This is a genomic window from Pseudonocardia halophobica, assembly GCF_050948485.1.
Taxonomy (GTDB): domain Bacteria; phylum Actinomycetota; class Actinomycetes; order Mycobacteriales; family Pseudonocardiaceae; genus Pseudonocardia; species Pseudonocardia halophobica.
This window is the reverse complement of record NZ_CP192046.1, coordinates 6,087,098-6,105,090: the sequence shown is the minus strand read 5'-3', so window position 1 is coordinate 6,105,090 and position 17,993 is coordinate 6,087,098. Positions and strand designations below refer to the sequence as shown.

The following is a 17,993-nucleotide window of genomic DNA, read 5'->3' as shown; positions in this document are numbered from 1 at the left end:
CCCTCCGCCGCAGTTCTCGGACGTCGTTCATTCTGCTCCCGCAGCCTCGATTTCAGCACGAAACGATGTGAAAGATCACTGGTCCGGCGGAGCGAGGCCCCCGGCGGTGACCGACGGTCCCGTTCACGATCGTGACGGGATGATCCGTTCCGGCCCGAGCGGGCGGGGCGCGCTGCGAGCGTGCGGCCCGTGGGTGGTTACGGACGGGCGCTGGGTGCGGCGCTGGCGGTGGTCGTCGTGCTGGCGGGGGTGCTCGTCGCGGCCGTGGTGCGGGCGGCACCGGAGGGTGGGGTCCGGGTCGACGGGCGGTGGTTCTCCCGGCCCGACGGCACGCCCTTCTACTGGCTCGCCGACACGGCGTGGGCCCTCGTCACCGCGCTCGACGGCGACGAGGCCGCCGACTACCTCGGAACCCGAGCCGACCAGGGCTTCACCGTGGTGCGGACCGCCCTCGTGCGGCCGGGCGCGCAGCGGGACCGGGCCGGAGTGGTGGCCTTCGCGGGGCACCTGGGCGCGCCGACCGAGGCGTACTGGCAGCACGTCGACGGACTGGTCCGGGCGGCCGCGGCGGAGGGCGTCACCCTGGCCCTGGCGCCGGTGTGGAGCGACGGGCTCGCCGGAAGCCTGGTCACGGAGCGCAACGCCCGGGAGTACGGCAGCTTCCTCGGCGCGCGGTACGGGGACGCGTCCGTCGTCTGGCTGACGGGTGGCGACGACGGGGGCGGGCACGACGGGATCTGGGCCGAGCTGGTCGAGGGGTTGCGGGAGGGCGGGAGCGACGCGCCGGTCGCGCACCTGCCGCGAGGGGTGGAGGGGGCGTCCTCCGGCGGTGGCGATCGTGCAGGCGGTGCGGGTTCGAGCGAGGGGGCGGGAGGCGCCGACCTCGGCGTGGCCGACCCCGACGAGGATGGCGGGACCGACTCCGACTCGGGCGGCGAGGACGACCTCGACCCCGGCGGCCTGGGCGATCTCGAGGCGGATGGTGCCGCCGGCGACCAGGCCGGGTCGGGCGGTGGCCTCGATGAGGCCGGTGAGCTCGGAGACCGGACCGACGCCGGGCCGGGCGAGGGCGCCGAGGGCGAAGCGGGCGAAGAGCTCGGCGACGGCTCCGAGGACCCGGAGAGCTTGGCCGACGTGACCTCCGCAGCCAGCGGCAGCTGTGCGTCGTCGGCCTCGCGGGCCGACGCCCGGGCCGCGGCGACGGACACCGGGGAACCTCTGCTCGACGCCACGCCGCTCACCGAGGGCGAGAACTGCGCCGGCACCACCGGCACCACGACCGACCACGACGTCCGGGCGGAGGCCTGGCGCGCCGCACTCGGCGGCGCGAGCGGGGCGACCTACGCGGACTCCACGGTCTCCGACTTCGAGCCGGGGTGGGCCGAGGCCGTCGAGACCGACGGCGGCGCCCAGCTCGGCGTGCTCAGGCGTGTGTTGGAGTCGCGCCCGTACCGCCTCCTGGAGCCCGCCGACGGGGCGCTGGCCGGTACCGGCTCCGCGGGCGACACCCGGGTCTCCGCGGCCGTCGCCTCGGACGGCTCGTTCCTCGTCGCCTACACGCCCGAGGGCGAGGACGTGACCGTCGATCTCGACATGCTCGCCGCGGACCGGGTCCGGGCGTCCTGGGTCGACCCGCGCACCGGCGAGGTGCTGGAGGTCGAGGAGCCGGTCGACGCGACCGGCGTCGCCGCCTTCGAGGCCCCCGCCGGGACGGGCGACGAGCGGGACTGGGTCCTCGTGCTCGACGACGAGGCCGCGGGCTACGGCGCGCCCGGCACCGAGGTCCTCGAGGACCCCGGCTCCCCGACGATGTCCGGGGCCGGCGACGCTGAGCGCGCCGGCGAGACCGCCGGCGAGACCGGCGGTGAGACCGGCAGCGAGACCTCCAGCGAGACCGACCGCGAGGCCGACGCCGCCTCCGGTCACGAGCGACCGCGGGCCGGCGGGCACGGCGACGCCGACCAGCCCGAGCACGAGCGGCCCGACCGCCGGCCGAGCGGGGAGGCGGAGGGTCACGAGAGGGGGCAGGACCGGCCCGAGCAGCCCGCCCCACCCGAGCAGCCCGCAGAGCCCGGGGAGCCGGAGAAGCCCGAGGAGCCGGCCGAGCCGGAGGAGCCCGAGCCGGCCGAGCCCGAGAAGCCTGCCGAGCCCGAGAAGCCCGCCCCGGCGAGCTCGGGAAGCTGGGACAGCCTGGCGGCCTGCGAGTCCTCGGGGAACTGGGCCATCAACACCGGCAACGGCTACTACGGCGGCCTCCAGTTCGACTCCGCCACCTGGTCCGACTTCGGCGGCACCCGCTACGCCCCGCGCGCCGACCAGGCCACCAGGGAGCAGCAGATCGAGATCGCCGAGAAGGTGCGGGACCAGCGCGGCGGCTACGGCTCCTGGCCCGCCTGCGCCCGCAAGCTCGGCCTGCCGCGATGATCTGCCTGCCGATCACCCCGCCGCGCGACCCCGGCGCCCGGGGCGGGGGCCCGGCGCGACCCGCGGGGCGATCACCCGTCGTCGCGTGTCACCCTGGCAGGGGAGCCCCGTCCGACCCGACCTCCCGGAGCCTCGCGCGCGCGGAGTGCCTACCCTTGACGGTCATGACCCCGCCCGAGCCCGACGCCCCGCGTATCGGGAACCGCTACCGGCTCGAGGAACGCATCGGTGTCGGGGCGATGGGTGCCGTGTGGCGGGGAACCGACGAACTGCTGAACCGCACCGTCGCCGTCAAGGAGCTGATCGCCGCGGCCGCGCCGGTCAGCGGCAACGGGGCCGACGCCGCCGAGGAGTCCCGCCAGCGCCTGCTGCGCGAGGGCCGGATCGGGGCGCGGCTGCAGCACGCGCACGTCATCAGCATGTTCGACGTCGTGGTGCACGACGACCGGCCGTGGCTGGTCATGGAGTACCTCCCCTCCCGCTCGCTCGCGGTGGTGCTGGGGGAGAAGGGGCCGATGGAGCCGCGCGAGGTCGCGGCGATCGGCCGTCAGGTCGCCGACGGGCTCGCGGCCGCGCACGCCGCGGGCGTGGTGCACCGTGACATCAAGCCCGGCAACGTCCTGATCGCCGAGGACGGCCGCGCCAAGATCACCGACTTCGGCGTCTCGCGCGCGGTCGACGACGTCCAGCTCACCCGCACGGGCATGATCGCCGGCACCCCGGCCTTCCTCGCGCCGGAGGTGGCGCGCGGGCAGGAGCCGACCTCGGCGTCGGACGTCTTCGCGCTCGGCGCCACGCTCTACGCCGCGGTCGAGGGCGAGCCGCCCTTCGGCCTCGACGACAACGCCTACGCCCTGCTCCACAAGGTCGCCACCGGCGCGGTCCGGCCGCCGGAGAACGCCGGTCCGCTCACCGCGCTGCTCATGCGCCTGCTGTCCAACGAGCCCACGGAACGTCCCACCGCCGCCGAGGCGCGGGACGCGCTGACCGCGATCTCGGGCGGCGCCTCGGCCGCCGGAGCGGCCACCACAGCGCCGGTCACCACGCGCGTGCTGCCCGGGTCGCAGCAGACCCCGGCCAAGTCCGGCCCGCGCACGCTCACGGACATGCCGGCGCCGCCGGTCGTCGTGCCGCCGGTCGTCGTGCCGCCGGCGTCGGAGCGGCCGCCGGCCGCCGCAGGGAAGTCGCGCGGGCGGCGGCTGCTGCCTTTCGTCATCGCCGCCGTCGTGCTGCTCGTGGTGGGCGTCGGCGTCGCGATCGGTGCCATGCGCTCGGCCGACACCGGCTCGGGCGGCGGGGCCACCCCGCCTCCCGTGGCCGCACCCACGACCACCCCGTCGCCGACCAGGACCACCCCGCCCACGACGACCCCGCGCACGACCACCCCGTCGCCCACGCCGTCGAGCAGCCCGGCCTCGGACACCGACGCCGTGTCGTTCGTGCAGCGCTACTACAGCCTCCTGCCCGACAACCCCGACGCCGCCTTCGCGCTGCTCGGCTCGCAGGCGCAGGCGGCCTCGGGCGGCCTCGACGGCTTCCGGAACTTCTACGCCGGCATGAGCGAGGTCGAGATCCAGAACGCCCGCTCCACCGGGCAGGGCCAGGTCTCGGGCACGATCGTCTTCACCCGCAACGACGGCTCCACCAGCAGCGAGCCCTACACCTTCCGGGTCGGCACGGGCAGCGACGGCAACCAGCTCATCCAGTCCTTCTCCCGCGCCTGAGCGGTCGTCGAGATCACTGCGAGCGTCACACGAGGGCTGCGCGATCAGCGCTCCCGTAGCGCTCATATCGATCTTGCGCCCGACCCGCGACCATGATCATCGCAGGCGTCACCGCACCGCTCCTCGCACAGCGCTGCGGTGACCCTCGCAGTGATCAGCGGGCTTGCGGCGCCCGCTACACCTTCACGCGGTCTGGGAGGCGGGCTCCGTGAGGTGGCCCGTCACCCATCGCACGACCTCGGCGGTGAACTCGGCGCGGTTGGCGACGGCGTGGGTCTCGTGGCCCTCGTCGTCGAAGAGGAGGAAGTGGGGGGCCGCGCCGCGGGCCCGCAGCGCCTCGACGATCCGCTCGGCCTCGCCCAGCGGGACGTTGGTGTCGTATGCCCCGTGCACCACCATCAGCGGCGCGCTGATCCGGTCGGCGCGGTGGATGGGGGAGAGCGCGCGCAGCATCTCGCCGTCCCGCTCCGGGTCGCCGTACTTCGTGGTCGCGGCGGCGGCGATCCACGGCTCGGTGTCGGAGTAGAAGGTCTGCAGGTCGGACATGCCGCACACGTCGACACCCACCGCGAACAGCTCGGGGAACCACGCGAGTGCGACGAGGGTGAGGTAGCCGCCGTAGGAGCGCCCGGACACCCCGATGCGGTCCGGGTCGGCGAGGCCCGACGACGTGAGGAAGCCGACCGCCGCCCGCACGTCCGTGATCGCGGTGAAGCGACGGTCCAGGTCGTCCGCCTGCGAGAACACGCGCCCGAACCCGGCCGAGCCGCGGACGTTGGGCGCGAAGACCTGCACACCCGAGGCGACCAGCGCCTGGAACAGCGGCTGGAAGACCGGACGTTCCTGCGCCTCCGGCCCGCCGTGCAGCCACACCAGGGTCGGGGCGGCGCCGAACCCGCCGCGTGGCCGGAACAGCCATCCGGTGAGCGTGAGCCCGTCCTCGGCGCGGAACTCGTGGAGTGTGGGGTCGACGAGCTGCTCGAGCGCGTCGAAGGTGTCGGGGAGCAGCGGGGTGGGCTCGGCGAGGGGGACGTCGAGCGCGATCCGGGCGACGTTCGGCGCGACCGCGGGCCCCTCGCTGCCGACGAGCAGCGCCTGGCCGTCGCGGGTGAACGCCAGTCCGGTCACGACGTCGCCGGGGTGGTCGGGCACCGGGTCGGTGAGGCCGGTGCGGAGGTCGACGAGCTCGAGCTCCGAGCGGCCGTCGACGTTCCAGACGAGCGCGGCGCGGGCCCCGGCCGGGTCGAGGGCGACCTGGTCGAGGTCGTCGTGTCCTCTGCAGGCGACCTCCCACGCGAGGGAGACCTCCCCGCCGGACGCGTCGTCGCCGATGGAGCACGCCAGCAGCGCCGGGCGGTCCCGCCCGGCGTCCGTGTGCAGGTAGAGCACCGCGCCGGTGACGCCGAAGCGCCCGTCGGCCACGGTGGCGTCGTGCCCGGGGAGCAGGTCGGTGCGCCGGCCGGTCCAGAGGTCGATGAGCTCGAGGGTGCGGGCGCCGCGGCGCCCGGTGCGCAGGACGGCCCGACGGCCGTCGCGACTGACCGCGCACACCACGGCGGCCGGCCCGGAGCCGAGGACGATCGAGGAGCCGTCCCGGACGTCGACGAGGCAGGCCGTGCCGGACCCGTCGCCACCGGAGGCGCGGTCCGAGTAGATGGTGACGCCGAGCTGGCGTCCGGTGGGGGACCAGGCCCCGAGCGTGACGGCCGAAGACCCGGCGGCGATCTCGCGCCGCTCGGTGCCGTCGGGGGAGAGCAGCAGGACCCGGGTCCGCTCCCCGCCACCGGGGGCGACCTCGCAGGCCACGAAGGAGCCGTCCGGGCACCAGCTCAGCGCCTTGACGTCGCACGCCACGACCGGGTCCACCTCGGTGTCCAGCGGCGCGGCGGGCTGCTCGACCGGCCGCTCGCCCGCCGGCATGGGGCCGACGTAGGCGCGCGGCCGCCCGTCCCGGTCGGAGACCCAGGCCAGCAGGGTGCCGTCCGGGGAGGGAAGCGCGGAGCGGTAGGCGGGGGTGAAGAGGTGCTCGTCCAGCTCACCGGCCAGCTGCGCGCGGCGCCGGTCGGTGAAGGTATCCACGTTGACACCGTTCATGAGCTAGATCCCCCTCTCCTGTAACCACATCTCCAGCAGCGCCACCTGCCACAACGCGTTCGACCCCAGGTTGGTGCGCCGGGTGTTCGGATCCGCGAGCATACGGTCGAGCCAGTCGCCCCGGACAAGGCCCCGCGCCTTGGCCACCGGGTCGGTCACGGCGTCGCGCACCCGCTCGAGGAACGGTCCTTCCAGGTGACGGATGGCGGGCACCGGGAAATACCCCTTGGGCCGGTCGATCACCTCGTCCGGGACGACGCCGCGGGCCGCCTCCTTGAGGATGCCCTTGCCGCCGAGCGCGAGCTTCAGTTCTGGTGGGCACGCCGCCGCGAGCTCGACGAGCTCGTGGTCCAGGAACGGTACGCGGGCCTCGAGTCCCCAGGCCATCGTCATGTTGTCGACGCGCTTGACCGGATCGTCCACGAGCATGATCGTGCTGTCCAGCCTCAGTGCGGCGTCCAACGTCTCGTCGGCACCCGGCATTCCGAAGTGCTCGGTGATGAAGGCCCGGCTGGGGTCGTGGTCGAGGAGCCACTCGGGCTCGAGGATCTCGGCCAGCTCGCCGTGCGGGCGGTCGGTGAACACCGCCTGGTAGGCCTCGACCGCCTGGTCACGGGGGATGTCACGCAGGGGCGGGTACCAGTCGTAGCCGGCGAAGACCTCGTCGGCGCCCTGGCCGGACTGCACCACGGTCACGGACTTCGACACCTGCTCGGACAGCAGGTAGAAGGCCACGCAGTCGTGGCTGACCATCGGCTCGGCCATCGCCGTGATCGCCTCGTCGACGGCCGGGAGCATCCGCGCCGGGTCCACCAGGATCTGCTGGTGGTCGGTCCCGAACTCCTTGGCCACGATGTCCGAGAACTCGAACTCGTCGCCCTTCTCGCCGCCGGCGGCGTGGAAGCCGACGGAGAAGGTCTTCAGCCCCGTCTGCCCCTCCTGCGCGAGCAGCGCCACGATCAGCGACGAGTCCAGCCCGCCCGAGAGCAGGACGCCGACCGGCACGTCGGCGACCATCCGGCGGCGCACGGCCGTGCGCAGGCCGTCGAGCACGGCCTCCTTCCAGTCCGTGATCCCCAGCTCGGGGCGGCGCTCGTGGATCGGCGTCCAGTACACGCGGTCGGAGTGGCGGCCGTCGGGCTCGTAGACGCGGACGGTGGCCGGCGGCAGCTTGCCGACGCCCGCGAGGATCGTCCGCGGCGCCGGGACCACCGAGTGGAAGGTCATGTAGTGGTGCAGCGCCACCGGGTCGATCGAGGTGTCGACGCCACCGGCCTCGAGCAGCGCGGGCAGTGACGAGGCGAACCGCAGGACGCCCGCCCCTTCGGTCAGGTACAGCGGCTTGATCCCCAGCCGGTCACGGCCCAGGACGAGCCGGCCGCTGTCCCGCTCGGCCACCGCGAACGCGAACATCCCGTAGAAGTGCTCCACGCACTCCGGGCCCCAGTGCGCGTAGGCCTTGAGCACCGTCTCGGTGTCGGAGTCGGAGAAGAACGCGTAGCCGGCCGCCTCGAGCTCGCGACGCAGGTCCTTGTAGTTGTAGATGCAGCCGTTGAACACCACGGCGAGCCCGAGCGCGGAGTCGACCATCGGCTGGGCGCCCCGCTCGGACAGGTCGATGATCTTCAGACGCCGGTGGCCGAGCGCCACCGGGCCCGCCGCGTGCACCCCGGTCCCGTCCGGGCCGCGGCGCTCCATCGCCTTGACGATCCGGGCGACGACGGCCGGATCGGCCGAGCTGCCGTCGAACCGCATCTCACCGGCGATACCGCACATGTGGCTACCTCCTACTGCCGACGATCTCGGGCGACTACCGCAGGATCCAGGTGTCCTTGGCGCCGCCGCCCCGCGACGAGTTGACGACGAGGCTGCCGGACGGCGCGACCCGCGACAGCGCCGCGGGGACGACGTCGAGGTGCGCCCGGCCCCCGAACTGGCTCTGGAACACGAAGGCCCGCAGGTCGACCGCCCGCGGCTCCAGCCGGTTCCCGGAGAAGGTCGGGTGGGTGGACAGCGACACCATGTCCTGGGCCACCCACCTCGCCGGCTCGGCCCGGATCAGCTTCTCCACCTCGGTGAGCTCCGAGCGCTCGGCGTGCGGGCCGATCACGATCCCGCTGCCGCCGTAGCCGTCGACGGGCTTGAGCACGAGCTCGTCGAGCCGGTCGAGCACCTCCGCGCGCCGCTCGTCGTCGACGCAGGGGTAGGTCGGGACGATGTCCAGCAGCGGGGTCTCGTCGAGGTAGTAGGTGATCATGTCGGGGACGTAGGCGTAGACGAGCTTGTCGTCGGCCACGCCGTTGCCCAGCGCGTTGAGCAGCGCGACCCGGCCCCGGGACACCGCGCTCGCCAGCGCCCGCCCGATCGGCCGCATGTCGGCGCCCCGGGCGTTCATCAGGTCCTTCTCGTCCATCCGACGGTAGAGCGCGGAGAGCCGCCGCTTCCCGCCCGTCGTCACCAGGTAGACACCGTCCTCGGTGACCTGCAGGTCTCGCGGCGTCACCACCGGCACGCCCATCCGGTCGGCGAGCAGCCTGTGCTCGAAGAAGGCCGAGTCGGAGGGGCCCGACGACAGCAGCGCCACCTCGTCGGCGCCCGGGGTGCCCGAGTCGGTCGCCGAGAGCAGCGCGGCCCGCAGCCGTCCGGGCACGTCTTCCAGCCCGACGACGCCCGTGGGCGGCTCCAGGTCGCTCATCACGCTGCGGACCAGGCGCCGGCTCATGATCGAGTAGCCGATGCCGGACGGGACGCGCAGGTTGTCCTCGAGCACGAGCCAGCGGTCCGGCGCGTCGCGGACCAGGTCGATCCCGGCCACCGCGATCCGCACGACGTCGCCGGGCGCGATCTCGCCCTCGCGGTTGCGGCCCGGTGCGCCGTCGACCACCGCCGCGGGAACGACGCCGTCGTGCAGGATGCGGCGCTCGCCGTAGACGTCCCGGACGAACAGCTCCAGCGCCAGGACCCGCTGCGCGAGCCCCGCCTCGAGGACGTGCCAGTCCTCGGCGCTCACGATCCGCGGCACCAGGTCCAGCGGGAAGAGCCGGCCCTCCGCCGTGCCGTCCTCGGGCCCGAACGTCACCCCGCGCGCCCGCTGCTCGGTCTCGAGCGCCGACTCCGCGGCGACCATCCCGCGCGGTCCGAGGCGCTCCAGCGCCCGGAACATCCAGCCGTACTGCGGCAGGACGGTGCCGCCGTTGCTGACCGCCTCGTCGAACCCGCCAGGCCGGTAGTCGGCGAGCAGCTCCCGCGCGAGCGGCACCTCGACCGGGGGCTCGATCGAGAGCAGCCGGCCCTGGGTGTTGGCGACGAGGGCGTCGACGACGTCCGTCAGCCGGCCACGGCGGCCGAACATCCGGCGTTGCCGGGCGGCGGCACTGCCGCGCTCGAGGGTGGCCTGCGAGAGCGCGAGGACCTGCTCCCAGTCGCCCAGCTCCTCCAGCTGCGGGCGCAGCATGTCGACGAGCTGGCCGACCAGCAGCGGGGGCGAGACCAGCGAGGGGCCGACCAGGTCGACGAGGTCGCCCTCGAGCCCCGAGCGCGCGGCCCGCCAGTTCGCCGAGCGCAGCAGCTCCTGCCGGCTCGTCGGCAGCGGGAGGCCCTTGGCCAGGTCCTCGCCGGCCTTGCATACCAGCGCGCGGAACAGCCCGGCGATGAGGACGACGTCGTCGACCTCCGTGCAGGCGTCGCACACCCGCAGCTCGACGGTCGGCACGTGCGCGCTCGGCCGGATGTCGAAGTAGAGCATCCCGGGGTCGCTGATCGTGCCCGAGGCGATCAGCTCCTGGACCATCGCGTCGTACTCCGCGGCGGTCTCGACCGTCGCCGGCGGCCCGGAGGTCGGCCAGCGCGACCAGACCATGCTGCGGTAGCTCGCGTAGCCGGTGTCGTTGCCGCGCCAGTACGGCGAGCTGGCGGAGAGGGCGAGCAGGATGTGCAGGTAGGGGGCCACCCGCCGGACGACCTGCACCGCGGTGTCCCGGTCCGGCACGTCGACGTGCACCTGCGCGCCGCAGATGTGCTGCTCCCGCACGAGCATCTGGTACTCGTGCTGCATCTTCTCGTAGCGGGCCCCGGCGGAGATGTCGTCGCCGGTCAGGTCGACGAGCGGGACGGTGCCCGCGGCGACGATCCCCAGCCCGTGCGGCTCGGCGACGCTCTCCAGCCTCCGGCGCAGCCGCCGCAGGTGCGCACCCAGCTCGTCGAGGGTCTCGCAGACCGGCGTGTTCGTCTCGACCAGCGAGCGCTGCAGCTCCCGGGCGAACTCGGCCCCGTCGAGCTCGGGGAGGAGGGAGTCGACCTCGGGCGCGGCCTGCCGCGTCTCGAGGTCCACGACGTGGAACTCCTCCTCGACCCCGAGAAGGGGTTTCCCGGCGCCACTCATGCGGGTGACGCTAGGGGCCGATTGTTACGGGCGGATCTCCTGAGGGCGGGGCCCTGCTCACGTCCGCGCCCACCACCGCAGGGCTCAGCCGGTGTAGGCGGCCTCGAAGAAGGCGAGCTCGAGGTCCACGGCCTCGGCGAAGAAGCGGGCGAGCCGGCGGGGGTCCCGGGCCTGCGGCGCGGCGCGGTCCAGCTCGGCGCGCAGGAACGCGACCCAGGCCTCGAACTCGGGGCCGCGGTGCAGGTCGATCCAGCCGCGGGCGATCGGGTCGGTCGGCAGCGGTCCACGTGGACGGGATGCCCAGTCGAGGTAGATCCATTCCGCCACGACGAGCACTGTGACGATCTCCGGGTAGCTCGCGTCCGCCCGTGTGCCGTCCATGAGGTCGATGAAGCCCTGCGTCGGGGCCGCCCGCTCCGGGGCCGTCCGGTCGGCGTCGGGGACGCCGAGGAGGTCGAAGGAGCGGTGGAAGTAGTCGTGCTCGTCGCCGGCGACCAGCCCGACCTGGCGGGCGTGCACGACCCGGGCGGCAGGATCGTCGCAGGTGGCGACGGCGGCGCCCATCAGGGCCAGGAAGGCGTCGCAGAACTGGAAGTCCTGCACGAGGTAGCGGCGCAGCACGTCGGGCGCGACGGTCCCGGCCCACAGCTCCTCGACGAACCGGTGGCCGACGGCGGCCTCCCAGGTCTCCCGGCCGGACGCGCGCAACTCCTGCGAAAAGCTCACATGTGACGACCCTAGGGCCAGGGGACGCCGGGGTGGGGTGAGCGCACCTCCGCCTCGGCCTCGTCGAGCTCCCCGGCGGCGACGGCGCGGGCGAGCGCGGCAACCGCCGCCAGCTCGCCGTGCTGGGTCCGGGCCTGCGCGGGGGTCATCGGGTGGCCGTGGCCCGGGACGTACGTGCCGGCGTCGAGGGCGAGCAGCGCGGCGACGGCGTCGGCCCAGGCGAGCGGGTGGGCGTCCTCGTAGTCCGGCGGGGCGCCGGACTCCAGGAGGTCGCCGGCAAACAGCACGCCCGCGTCGGGCACGTGCACGGCCAGGTCGTGGTCGGTGTGTCCGGGCCCGGGTGCGACCAGCACGACCTCCCGGCCGCCGAGGTCGACCGACGGGGGTGCGGGGTCCGGGGGAACCGGCTCGGTCGCCTCCAGCGCCGCGGCCGTCGCCTGGTCGCGGTCGCGGCGGTAGTGCGCCGCCCAGTGCTCGCGCTGGGCGGCGGCGGTGCGGTCCAGCGCGGCGCGGCAGCCCGGGTGCGCGAGGACCGGGGCGGGCAGGAACGCGGCTGTGCCGAAGCAGTGGTCGAAGTGGGCGTGGGTGAGCACGACGGTCACCGGCAGCGCCGTCACCGCACGGACCGCGGCGGCGAGCTCGGCGCCCTGCTCCCGATCGCCCCGGGTGTCGATCACCAGCGCGCGCTCGGCGCCGAGGACGAGCCCGGTGGTGAGGTCGAGCTCGGCGTGCCGGCGGGCCAGCACGCCGTCCCCCACCTCGATCCAGGTCACCGCCCCTGCGCCCTCGCGGAGGCGTACTCCTCGGGCGTGTTGACGTTCACCAGGGCGCGCAGCTCGGGGTCGTGCTCGCGCAGCGCGGGGTCGGCCAGCAGCTCCGCCTCGTCCGCGCGGTGCACGTCGACGGCCGCGAACAGGTCCGGCGGGCGGCTGCGGCCCTCCGCGATCAGCTCGGCGACGACGGGCGCGAGCGAGGTCCGGTACGCCGCGGCGAGCGGCTGGTGGTGCCCGCGTGCGACCGGCAGCAGCACGGCGTGCTCCCCGAGCAGGTCCAGCACCCGCCGGACGTAGGCCTCGTGCAGGAAGGGCAGGTCGACCGAGGCCACGAATGCGATCTCCGCCCGTGTCTCGACGGCCGCGAGCCCGACCGCGATCCCCTGCAGAGGCCCGCGGCCCTCGACGGGATCCTCGGCCGTCTCGACGCCGTCCGGCAGCGGGGGCAGCTCCTGGCCGGGCGCCCGCACCACGACCACCGGCCCGTCGAGGGCCGCGCCCACGACCGCGCACACGCGGTCCAGCAGCGTGGTCCCGTCCCAGTCGAGCCACGCCTTCGACCGGCCCATCCGCGACGAACGCCCGCCGGCCAGCACGATCCCCGCCGCAGCCACGGGCCGGACCCTACCGCCGGTCCGGGTCGCCACCGCTTTACCTCCGACGTCGTCGACCGCCGGCCCGCCGGGCAGCAGGCTCGGGGCCATGACGGACATCGTGGACCGCTACCTGACCGCCTGGAACACCACCGACGCCGACGCCCGCGCGAGGGCCGTCGCCGAGGTGTTCACCGAGGACGCCCGCTACGTCGACCCGCTCGCCGACGTCACCGGGCACGAGGCCATCACCGCGCTGATCGGCGGCGTGCACACCCAGTTCCCCGGGTTCGTGTTCGGTCCGGTGGGGGAGGCCGACGCGCACCACGACGTCGTCCGGTTCCGGTGGGGGCTGGGCCCGGACGCCGTGGGCGAGCCGCCGGTGATCGGCGCCGACGCCGTCACCCTCGCCCCCGACGGCCGGATCGCCCTGGTGGTGGGCTTCCTCGACAAGGTCCCCGCCTGACCCACCCCCCGAGCCGCGCCCCGACCTCCGCGAGTCGGGAGTTCTGACACCGCGAGTCGGGAGTTCCGGCAGCGCGAGTCGGGAGTTCCGGCAGCGCGAGTCGGGAGTTCTGACACCGCGAGTCGGGAGTTCTGACACCGCGAGTCGGCACTTTCGTACGACCGAATCCCACATCCCGGGTGATCCGGGATGTGGAACTCGGTCGCTCGAGACCGCCGACTCGCGGGTCAGACCGCCACCCGCATGACCCGGCCCCGGGCGCCCGTCTCGCCGCCGAGGACGTCGGCCCTGCCGGCGGCCCAGCGGGCGGCGGACCAGGTGGCGGCGAGGGCGTCGAGACAGTCGTCGAGGCGGGCGCCCTCGGGGAGGTCGGCCAGCGCCCGGGCCGGGTCCACCCAGTGGGTCAGCGCCGCGATGCGCTGGCCCGCCCCCCGGGCGGTCTTCTTCGACGCGAACTCCGTCCCGGGCGCCAGCCCGCGGACGGCCAGCTCGGGGTGCACCTCGATCACGTTGTCAGGCAACGGGTGCACGGCGTCCCAGGACAGGATCTGCCGGCGGATGTTGTAGGTCTGGATGCTGATGCCCCGCCCGGTCAGCTCCCGCGCGCGGCGCACGGCCGCCTCGTGCGTCGGCTCGAGCAGCACCTCCCGCGGCGGCGCCGGGAACACCGAGGACCGCGCGCGGCCGAGGCGGGCGGCGCAGAGCGCGTCGCACGCCCGGGGTGTGCCGTCGACCGGCAGCGCGAGCGGGATGTCGACGCCGACGGCCGTGCATCCCGCGGTCAGCTCGACCACCTCGGCGGCGCTCGCGACCACGGCCCAGCGCACGGTCCACCGGGGTGCGCGCCCGCGGAGCACCACCGTCACCCAGCCCCCGGGCACCCCGTCCACCCCGGCGATCCCGCTCATGAGGCAGGATTCTCGCCGTGCGCGTCTACCTCGGCAGCGACCACGCCGGCTTCGAGCTGAAGGCCCGGCTCTCCGAGCACCTCCAGGGTGCGGGCCACGACGTCGTCGACGTCGGCGCCCTGACCTACGACCCGGACGACGACTACCCGGCCTTCTGCATCGACACCGCCCGCCGGGTCGCCGGCGACCCCGGCAGCCTCGGCGTCGTCATCGGCGGCTCGGGCAACGGCGAGCAGATCGCGGCGAACAAGGTGAAGGGCATCCGGGCCGCCCTGGCCTGGAGCACCGAGACCGCGAAGCTCGCCCGCGAGCACAACGACGCCCAGGTCGTCGGGATCGGGGCCCGCCAGCACAGCGAGGAGGAGGCGCTCGCGATCGTCGACGCCTTCCTCGCCACCCCGTTCTCGCAGGGCGAGCGGCACCAGCGCCGCATCGACCAGCTCGCCGCGTACGAGCAGACGGGCGCGAGCGCCGAGCAGGCCTGATGCCCGAAGGGCACACGCTGCACCGGCTGGCGCGGCGCCACCAGGCGCTGTTCGCGAAGCGGCCGGTGGCGGTCAGCAGCCCGCAGGGCCGGTTCGCCGACTCCGCCGCGCTGCTCGACGGCCAGGTGATGACCCGTGCCGAGGCGCACGGCAAGCACCTGTTCCACCGCTTCGGCCCGGACCTGGTGGTGCACGTGCACCTCGGTCTGTACGGGACGTTCGACGACGGCGAGCTGCCCGCGCCGGAGCCGCGTGGCCAGCTGCGCCTGCGGTACGTCGGCGAGACGCACTTCGCCGACCTGCGCGGCCCCACGGCGTGCGAGCTGCTCACCCGCGCCGAGGTGAGGGCGATCCGCGAGCGGCTGGGCCCCGACCCGCTGCGCCGGGACTTCGACGCGGAACGGGTGTGGGAGCGGATCTCGCGGTCCGCCTCCCCGCTCGCCACCCTGCTCATGGATCAGAAGGTGCTCGCCGGCGTCGGCAACGTCTACCGCGCCGAGCTGCTCTTCCGGCACGGGCTGGACCCGCAGATCCCCGGGCGGGCGCTCGACCGCGGCACCTGGGACGCGATGGCCCCGGACCTCGTCGCCCTGATGCGGGACGGCGTGCGGCGCGGCCGGATCGACACCGTCCGGCCCGAGCACGACCCGCGGCGCAAGGGGCAGGCCGCGCGGATGGACCGGCACGGCGGCGAGGTGTACGTCTACCGCCGCGCCGGCATGCCCTGCCTGGTCTGCGGCACCGAGGTCCGCACCTCCACCCACGCCGCCCGCAACCTCTTCTGGTGCCCCACCTGCCAGTCCACCCCGTGAGCGCCGACTGCCCCTGGAGCGGCAGTCGGCGCTCACGACCCCGATCGACCTGCGACGACGCCGGTCGACGCGCGGGACCGGGCCGGGCGGGACAGGGTCGGGGACATGCCCGAAGGCCACACCGTGCACCGCATGGCGCGGTTGCAGCAGCGACGCTTCGGCGGGGCGCCGGTCGCGGTGAGCAGCCCGCAGGGTCGCTTCGCCGCCGACGCCGAGCTCGTCGACGGGCGGGTCCTGGAGTCCGCGCACGCCCACGGCAAGCACCTGTTTCAGCACTACGGCCGCGACCTCGTCGTGCACGTCCACCTCGGGCTGTGGGGCCGCTTCCCGAACCGGCGGGTCCCGGTGCAGCCGCCCCGCGGGCAGATCCGGATGCGGATGGTCGGGCGCACCCACTACGCCGGCCTCAGCGGCCCGTCGGCCTGCGAGCTGCTCACGGACGTCGAGGTCAAGGCGCTGCGCTCCCGGCTCGGGGCCGACCCGCTGCGCACGGACGCCGATCCCGACGAGGCGTGGGCCCGCGTCTCCCGCTCCCGCGCCCCGCTGGCCACCCTGCTGATGGACCAGAGCGTGATCGCCGGGGTGGGCCACCATGTGTAGACCCTATGGCTACCAGCGAAACGGGAGGGAGCCGTGAGCCGTTCCGCATCGGACCCCGAGCGCGTCGCGCGTAGTGGGCGAGGCTGGGCCGTCGCTCGGGCCGCCCTTGGCTGCGGCCGGGCCCGACGAGTCGAATCCACGCACGCTCTACGTGCTGATCGAGGACGCCGGAGCCGTGGCGCACGAGACCGCCTACGCGCCCGGTACTTAGATCTGGGGCTCGGCGGCTTGGTCGTTCGGGCCGCCGGCCGAAGTCTTCCGGGCAGGCCTGGCTGATCGCGCTGGTTCCGGCGTCGTGCGCAGCACTCGTGCGGGCCGTACGCCAAAGCCCCGGCCGTCTGGGTCTCGGCCGGGGTGTTGGTGTCGGCGGGCGGGGACTGCGCGTCAGCTGGACTGGCGCTCGGCGCCGACCAGGACGTAGACCATCGTGCACGGTCGGTCGCTGCGGTTGTGCCACGCGTGTCGCGTCCCCCGCTGCACCACGCACGTGCCTGGGGTGACATGGACCTCGGCGCCGTCGTCGAGCTCCAGGTAGATCTCGCCGTCCACACAGATGCCGTAGTCGACACTGTCGGTGGTGTGCATGCCCGGGTTGTCGGGCTCGAACACCCCGGTCAGGCCTGGCTGGCGCCGCTCCGCCTCGGCCGCCGCCTTCTCCGGGTCGCCGGTCGACTCCGCCGACTCAGGCGGGAACCGCACGACGATGAACCGCGTCCCGCCCGGACCCGGGAAGAACGGGAACGGGACGGTCTCGGGGTTGTCCCCGGCACCGACGACCGCAGTGCCGTCGCCGGTGCCCCAGATATTGTGGATCTCCAACCCGAGCACGGTGTCCGGCTCGGTGGCCGAGTCCTGGGCGAACACAGACCGGCCCTCTGCGTTCCGGTCGGTCACGACCTTCCTGACGTTGAACGACACCATATCTCCTCTCGCGGTCGGGTTCGGGCGACGACGCGGAGCGCGCGTCGCGCCGATGGTCGTCGAGCGCCGGTCGTTGTCGCGCAGGATGCGGTCGAACGCGGCCTGCTGAGATGCCGCGGCACCCATTGGACCCTGCCGACCCCCTCCAAAGGCAACCTGTTGTCGGTTCCGGCCAAGGAGGAGTCTCCTCCAAGCAGTAGTCACGGGTCGACAAGGACACGGCTCCAGCTCCACCATGAGGCGAGGCGGGTGCTGCTCGACGGGGCGATCGTCGACGACCTCGATGCTCCGGCCCCGCGCGGGACACGGCTGACGTTCGCCGGATCCTGACCGGCCCGGACACCGGCCGAGGGCCCGGTAACGCGAGCGTGCGGACCACCGATGCGTCTCGGTGGCTCCCCGTCATCGGTCCAAAGGTCAGGTGCCCCATGCGCAGCCGGGTTGGTCTCCACTCGTCGGGCGCACGATCCCTGCATCGCACGATCACTGCTACCGTGCCTGGCTTGCGGCGGCGGTGATGATCAGCTTGATACTCGCCCTACTGCTCGTGGCTGGTCTTCCGACGAGGGACCTCTAGCTCCCCGATTCACGAACGGCGCGGCCGTCCCCGCCCCTTGACGGGACGGCTCCGCCCCGTTGCGGTACCCGTGGGACGACCGCGCCGTTGCGGGCTCCAAGGTGATGGGTGAGGGCCCGCAGCCGGAGAATCCCCGGACGTTCGATCGGCCGAACATCCTGTACAGGTTCGGACGGCTGGCGTCGAGGTTCACCAGCTACCTAAACTTGATGATCAGGACGAGCCGGCAGTAATCGATCAGCACCGACTAGCGCTCCGCTTTGCGTCGTTGCGCTAGTCATGTGCGATTCGCTCTCGCCTCAACGACAACACGGGGCCGGAGCGCATGGATTATCGGTACATGGCCGTCTGGAAGCTGACCGACAAGGCTTTCAGCGACAGGCTCGAAGCCGGCGCGAAGGAAGCAGGATTCCTTGACTATTTCGAGCAGGTCAATTTCAGTGGCAGGCTCATCACGCCGGACGTGATGAACGCCGACATGATCCAGCTCGATGCGTAACGGTCGCGGG

General features: G+C 74.0%; 14 protein-coding genes and 1 pseudogene. 7 read left to right on the top strand and 8 right to left on the bottom strand.

What is annotated here, in order from left to right; all coding sequences use genetic code 11:
- The first annotated feature begins 189 nt into the window (after nucleotides 1-189).
- The gene (locus ACQP04_RS29175; RefSeq protein WP_433503733.1) at nucleotides 190-2,424 is read left to right on the top strand and encodes a DUF4038 domain-containing protein; all 2,235 of its coding nucleotides are present in this window, start codon (nucleotides 190-192) and stop codon (nucleotides 2,422-2,424) included.
- Between the two features lie 164 nt (nucleotides 2,425-2,588).
- Complete coding sequence (locus ACQP04_RS29170; RefSeq protein ID WP_433503732.1) at nucleotides 2,589-4,148, top strand: serine/threonine-protein kinase; 1,560 nt, start codon at nucleotides 2,589-2,591, stop codon at nucleotides 4,146-4,148.
- 183 nt (nucleotides 4,149-4,331) lie between these two features.
- Here ACQP04_RS29170 and ACQP04_RS29165 read toward each other — a convergent pair whose 3' ends face one another.
- The 6 genes from ACQP04_RS29165 to mobA form a co-directional block, all read right to left on the bottom strand.
- A complete protein-coding gene (locus tag ACQP04_RS29165; protein ID WP_433503731.1) occupies nucleotides 4,332-6,242 on the bottom strand; it encodes a prolyl oligopeptidase family serine peptidase in 1,911 nt (636 codons plus the stop codon).
- Between the two features lie 3 nt (nucleotides 6,243-6,245).
- Nucleotides 6,246-8,018, bottom strand: a complete 1,773-nt coding sequence (locus tag ACQP04_RS29160) for an N-acetylglutaminylglutamine amidotransferase (RefSeq protein ID WP_433503730.1) — start codon at nucleotides 8,016-8,018, stop codon at nucleotides 6,246-6,248.
- Between the two features lie 34 nt (nucleotides 8,019-8,052).
- Nucleotides 8,053-10,623, bottom strand: coding sequence for a glutamate--cysteine ligase (locus ACQP04_RS29155; RefSeq protein WP_433503729.1), 2,571 nt, complete (start codon nucleotides 10,621-10,623; stop codon nucleotides 8,053-8,055).
- An 84-nt stretch (nucleotides 10,624-10,707) separates the two neighbouring features.
- A complete protein-coding gene (locus tag ACQP04_RS29150) occupies nucleotides 10,708-11,349 on the bottom strand; it encodes a TenA family protein (RefSeq protein WP_433503728.1) in 642 nt (213 codons plus the stop codon).
- An 11-nt stretch (nucleotides 11,350-11,360) separates the two neighbouring features.
- A complete protein-coding gene (locus tag ACQP04_RS29145; protein WP_433503727.1) occupies nucleotides 11,361-12,122 on the bottom strand; it encodes an MBL fold metallo-hydrolase in 762 nt (253 codons plus the stop codon).
- A complete protein-coding gene (mobA, locus tag ACQP04_RS29140) occupies nucleotides 12,119-12,826 on the bottom strand; it encodes a molybdenum cofactor guanylyltransferase (RefSeq protein WP_433503726.1) in 708 nt (235 codons plus the stop codon). Before mobA ends, ACQP04_RS29145 begins: the two co-directional genes overlap by 4 nt.
- Between mobA and ACQP04_RS29135 the strand changes: the two genes are divergently transcribed.
- The gene (locus ACQP04_RS29135; RefSeq protein WP_433503725.1) at nucleotides 12,825-13,181 is read left to right on the top strand and encodes a nuclear transport factor 2 family protein; all 357 of its coding nucleotides are present in this window, start codon (nucleotides 12,825-12,827) and stop codon (nucleotides 13,179-13,181) included. The genes mobA and ACQP04_RS29135 overlap by 2 nt on opposite strands.
- 227 nt (nucleotides 13,182-13,408) lie before the next feature.
- Here ACQP04_RS29135 and ACQP04_RS29130 read toward each other — a convergent pair whose 3' ends face one another.
- Nucleotides 13,409-14,089 (bottom strand): DUF429 domain-containing protein, encoded by a 681-nt coding sequence (locus ACQP04_RS29130; protein WP_433503724.1) that lies wholly within the window; start codon nucleotides 14,087-14,089, stop codon nucleotides 13,409-13,411.
- Nucleotides 14,090-14,106: 17 nt separating this feature from the next.
- Here ACQP04_RS29130 and ACQP04_RS29125 point away from each other — a divergent pair, with 17 nt between their 5' ends.
- The 3 genes and pseudogenes from ACQP04_RS29125 to ACQP04_RS29115 all read left to right on the top strand — a co-directional run.
- Nucleotides 14,107-14,574, top strand: coding sequence for a ribose-5-phosphate isomerase (locus tag ACQP04_RS29125; protein WP_037045823.1), 468 nt, complete (start codon nucleotides 14,107-14,109; stop codon nucleotides 14,572-14,574).
- Nucleotides 14,574-15,386: an Fpg/Nei family DNA glycosylase gene (locus tag ACQP04_RS29120; RefSeq protein WP_433503723.1), complete on the top strand. Its 813-nt coding sequence runs from the start codon at nucleotides 14,574-14,576 to the stop codon at nucleotides 15,384-15,386. The genes ACQP04_RS29125 and ACQP04_RS29120 overlap by 1 nt, the downstream gene beginning before the upstream one ends.
- Before the next feature lie 105 nt (nucleotides 15,387-15,491).
- Nucleotides 15,492-15,977, top strand: a pseudogene (locus ACQP04_RS29115) (DNA-formamidopyrimidine glycosylase family protein); the annotation flags it as partial.
- Between the two features lie 393 nt (nucleotides 15,978-16,370).
- Here ACQP04_RS29115 and ACQP04_RS29110 read toward each other — a convergent pair.
- On the bottom strand, nucleotides 16,371-16,880 hold the full coding sequence (locus tag ACQP04_RS29110) for a cupin domain-containing protein (protein ID WP_433503722.1): 510 nt from the start codon (nucleotides 16,878-16,880) through the stop codon (nucleotides 16,371-16,373).
- 890 nt (nucleotides 16,881-17,770) lie between these two features.
- Here ACQP04_RS29110 and ACQP04_RS29105 point away from each other — a divergent pair.
- A complete protein-coding gene (locus tag ACQP04_RS29105) occupies nucleotides 17,771-17,983 on the top strand; it encodes a DUF6616 family protein (RefSeq protein ID WP_433508459.1) in 213 nt (70 codons plus the stop codon).
- Nucleotides 17,984-17,993 lie beyond the last annotated feature (10 nt).

What these genes read in the sequence shown, in the direction of transcription:
- ACQP04_RS29135 (WP_433503725.1), top strand. Translation starts at nt 12,825, where the DNA reads ATGACGGACATCGTGGACCGCTACCTGACCGCCTGGAACACCACCGAC.
- ACQP04_RS29165 (WP_433503731.1), bottom strand. Translation starts at nt 6,242, where the DNA reads ATGAACGGTGTCAACGTGGATACCTTCACCGACCGGCGCCGCGCGCAG.
- mobA (WP_433503726.1), bottom strand. Translation starts at nt 12,826, where the DNA reads ATGGCCCCGAGCCTGCTGCCCGGCGGGCCGGCGGTCGACGACGTCGGA.
- ACQP04_RS29120 (WP_433503723.1), top strand. Translation starts at nt 14,574, where the DNA reads ATGCCCGAAGGGCACACGCTGCACCGGCTGGCGCGGCGCCACCAGGCG.
- ACQP04_RS29130 (WP_433503724.1), bottom strand. Translation starts at nt 14,089, where the DNA reads ATGAGCGGGATCGCCGGGGTGGACGGGGTGCCCGGGGGCTGGGTGACG.
- ACQP04_RS29160 (WP_433503730.1), bottom strand. Translation starts at nt 8,018, where the DNA reads ATGTGCGGTATCGCCGGTGAGATGCGGTTCGACGGCAGCTCGGCCGAT.
- ACQP04_RS29170 (WP_433503732.1), top strand. Translation starts at nt 2,589, where the DNA reads ATGACCCCGCCCGAGCCCGACGCCCCGCGTATCGGGAACCGCTACCGG.
- ACQP04_RS29155 (WP_433503729.1), bottom strand. Translation starts at nt 10,623, where the DNA reads ATGAGTGGCGCCGGGAAACCCCTTCTCGGGGTCGAGGAGGAGTTCCAC.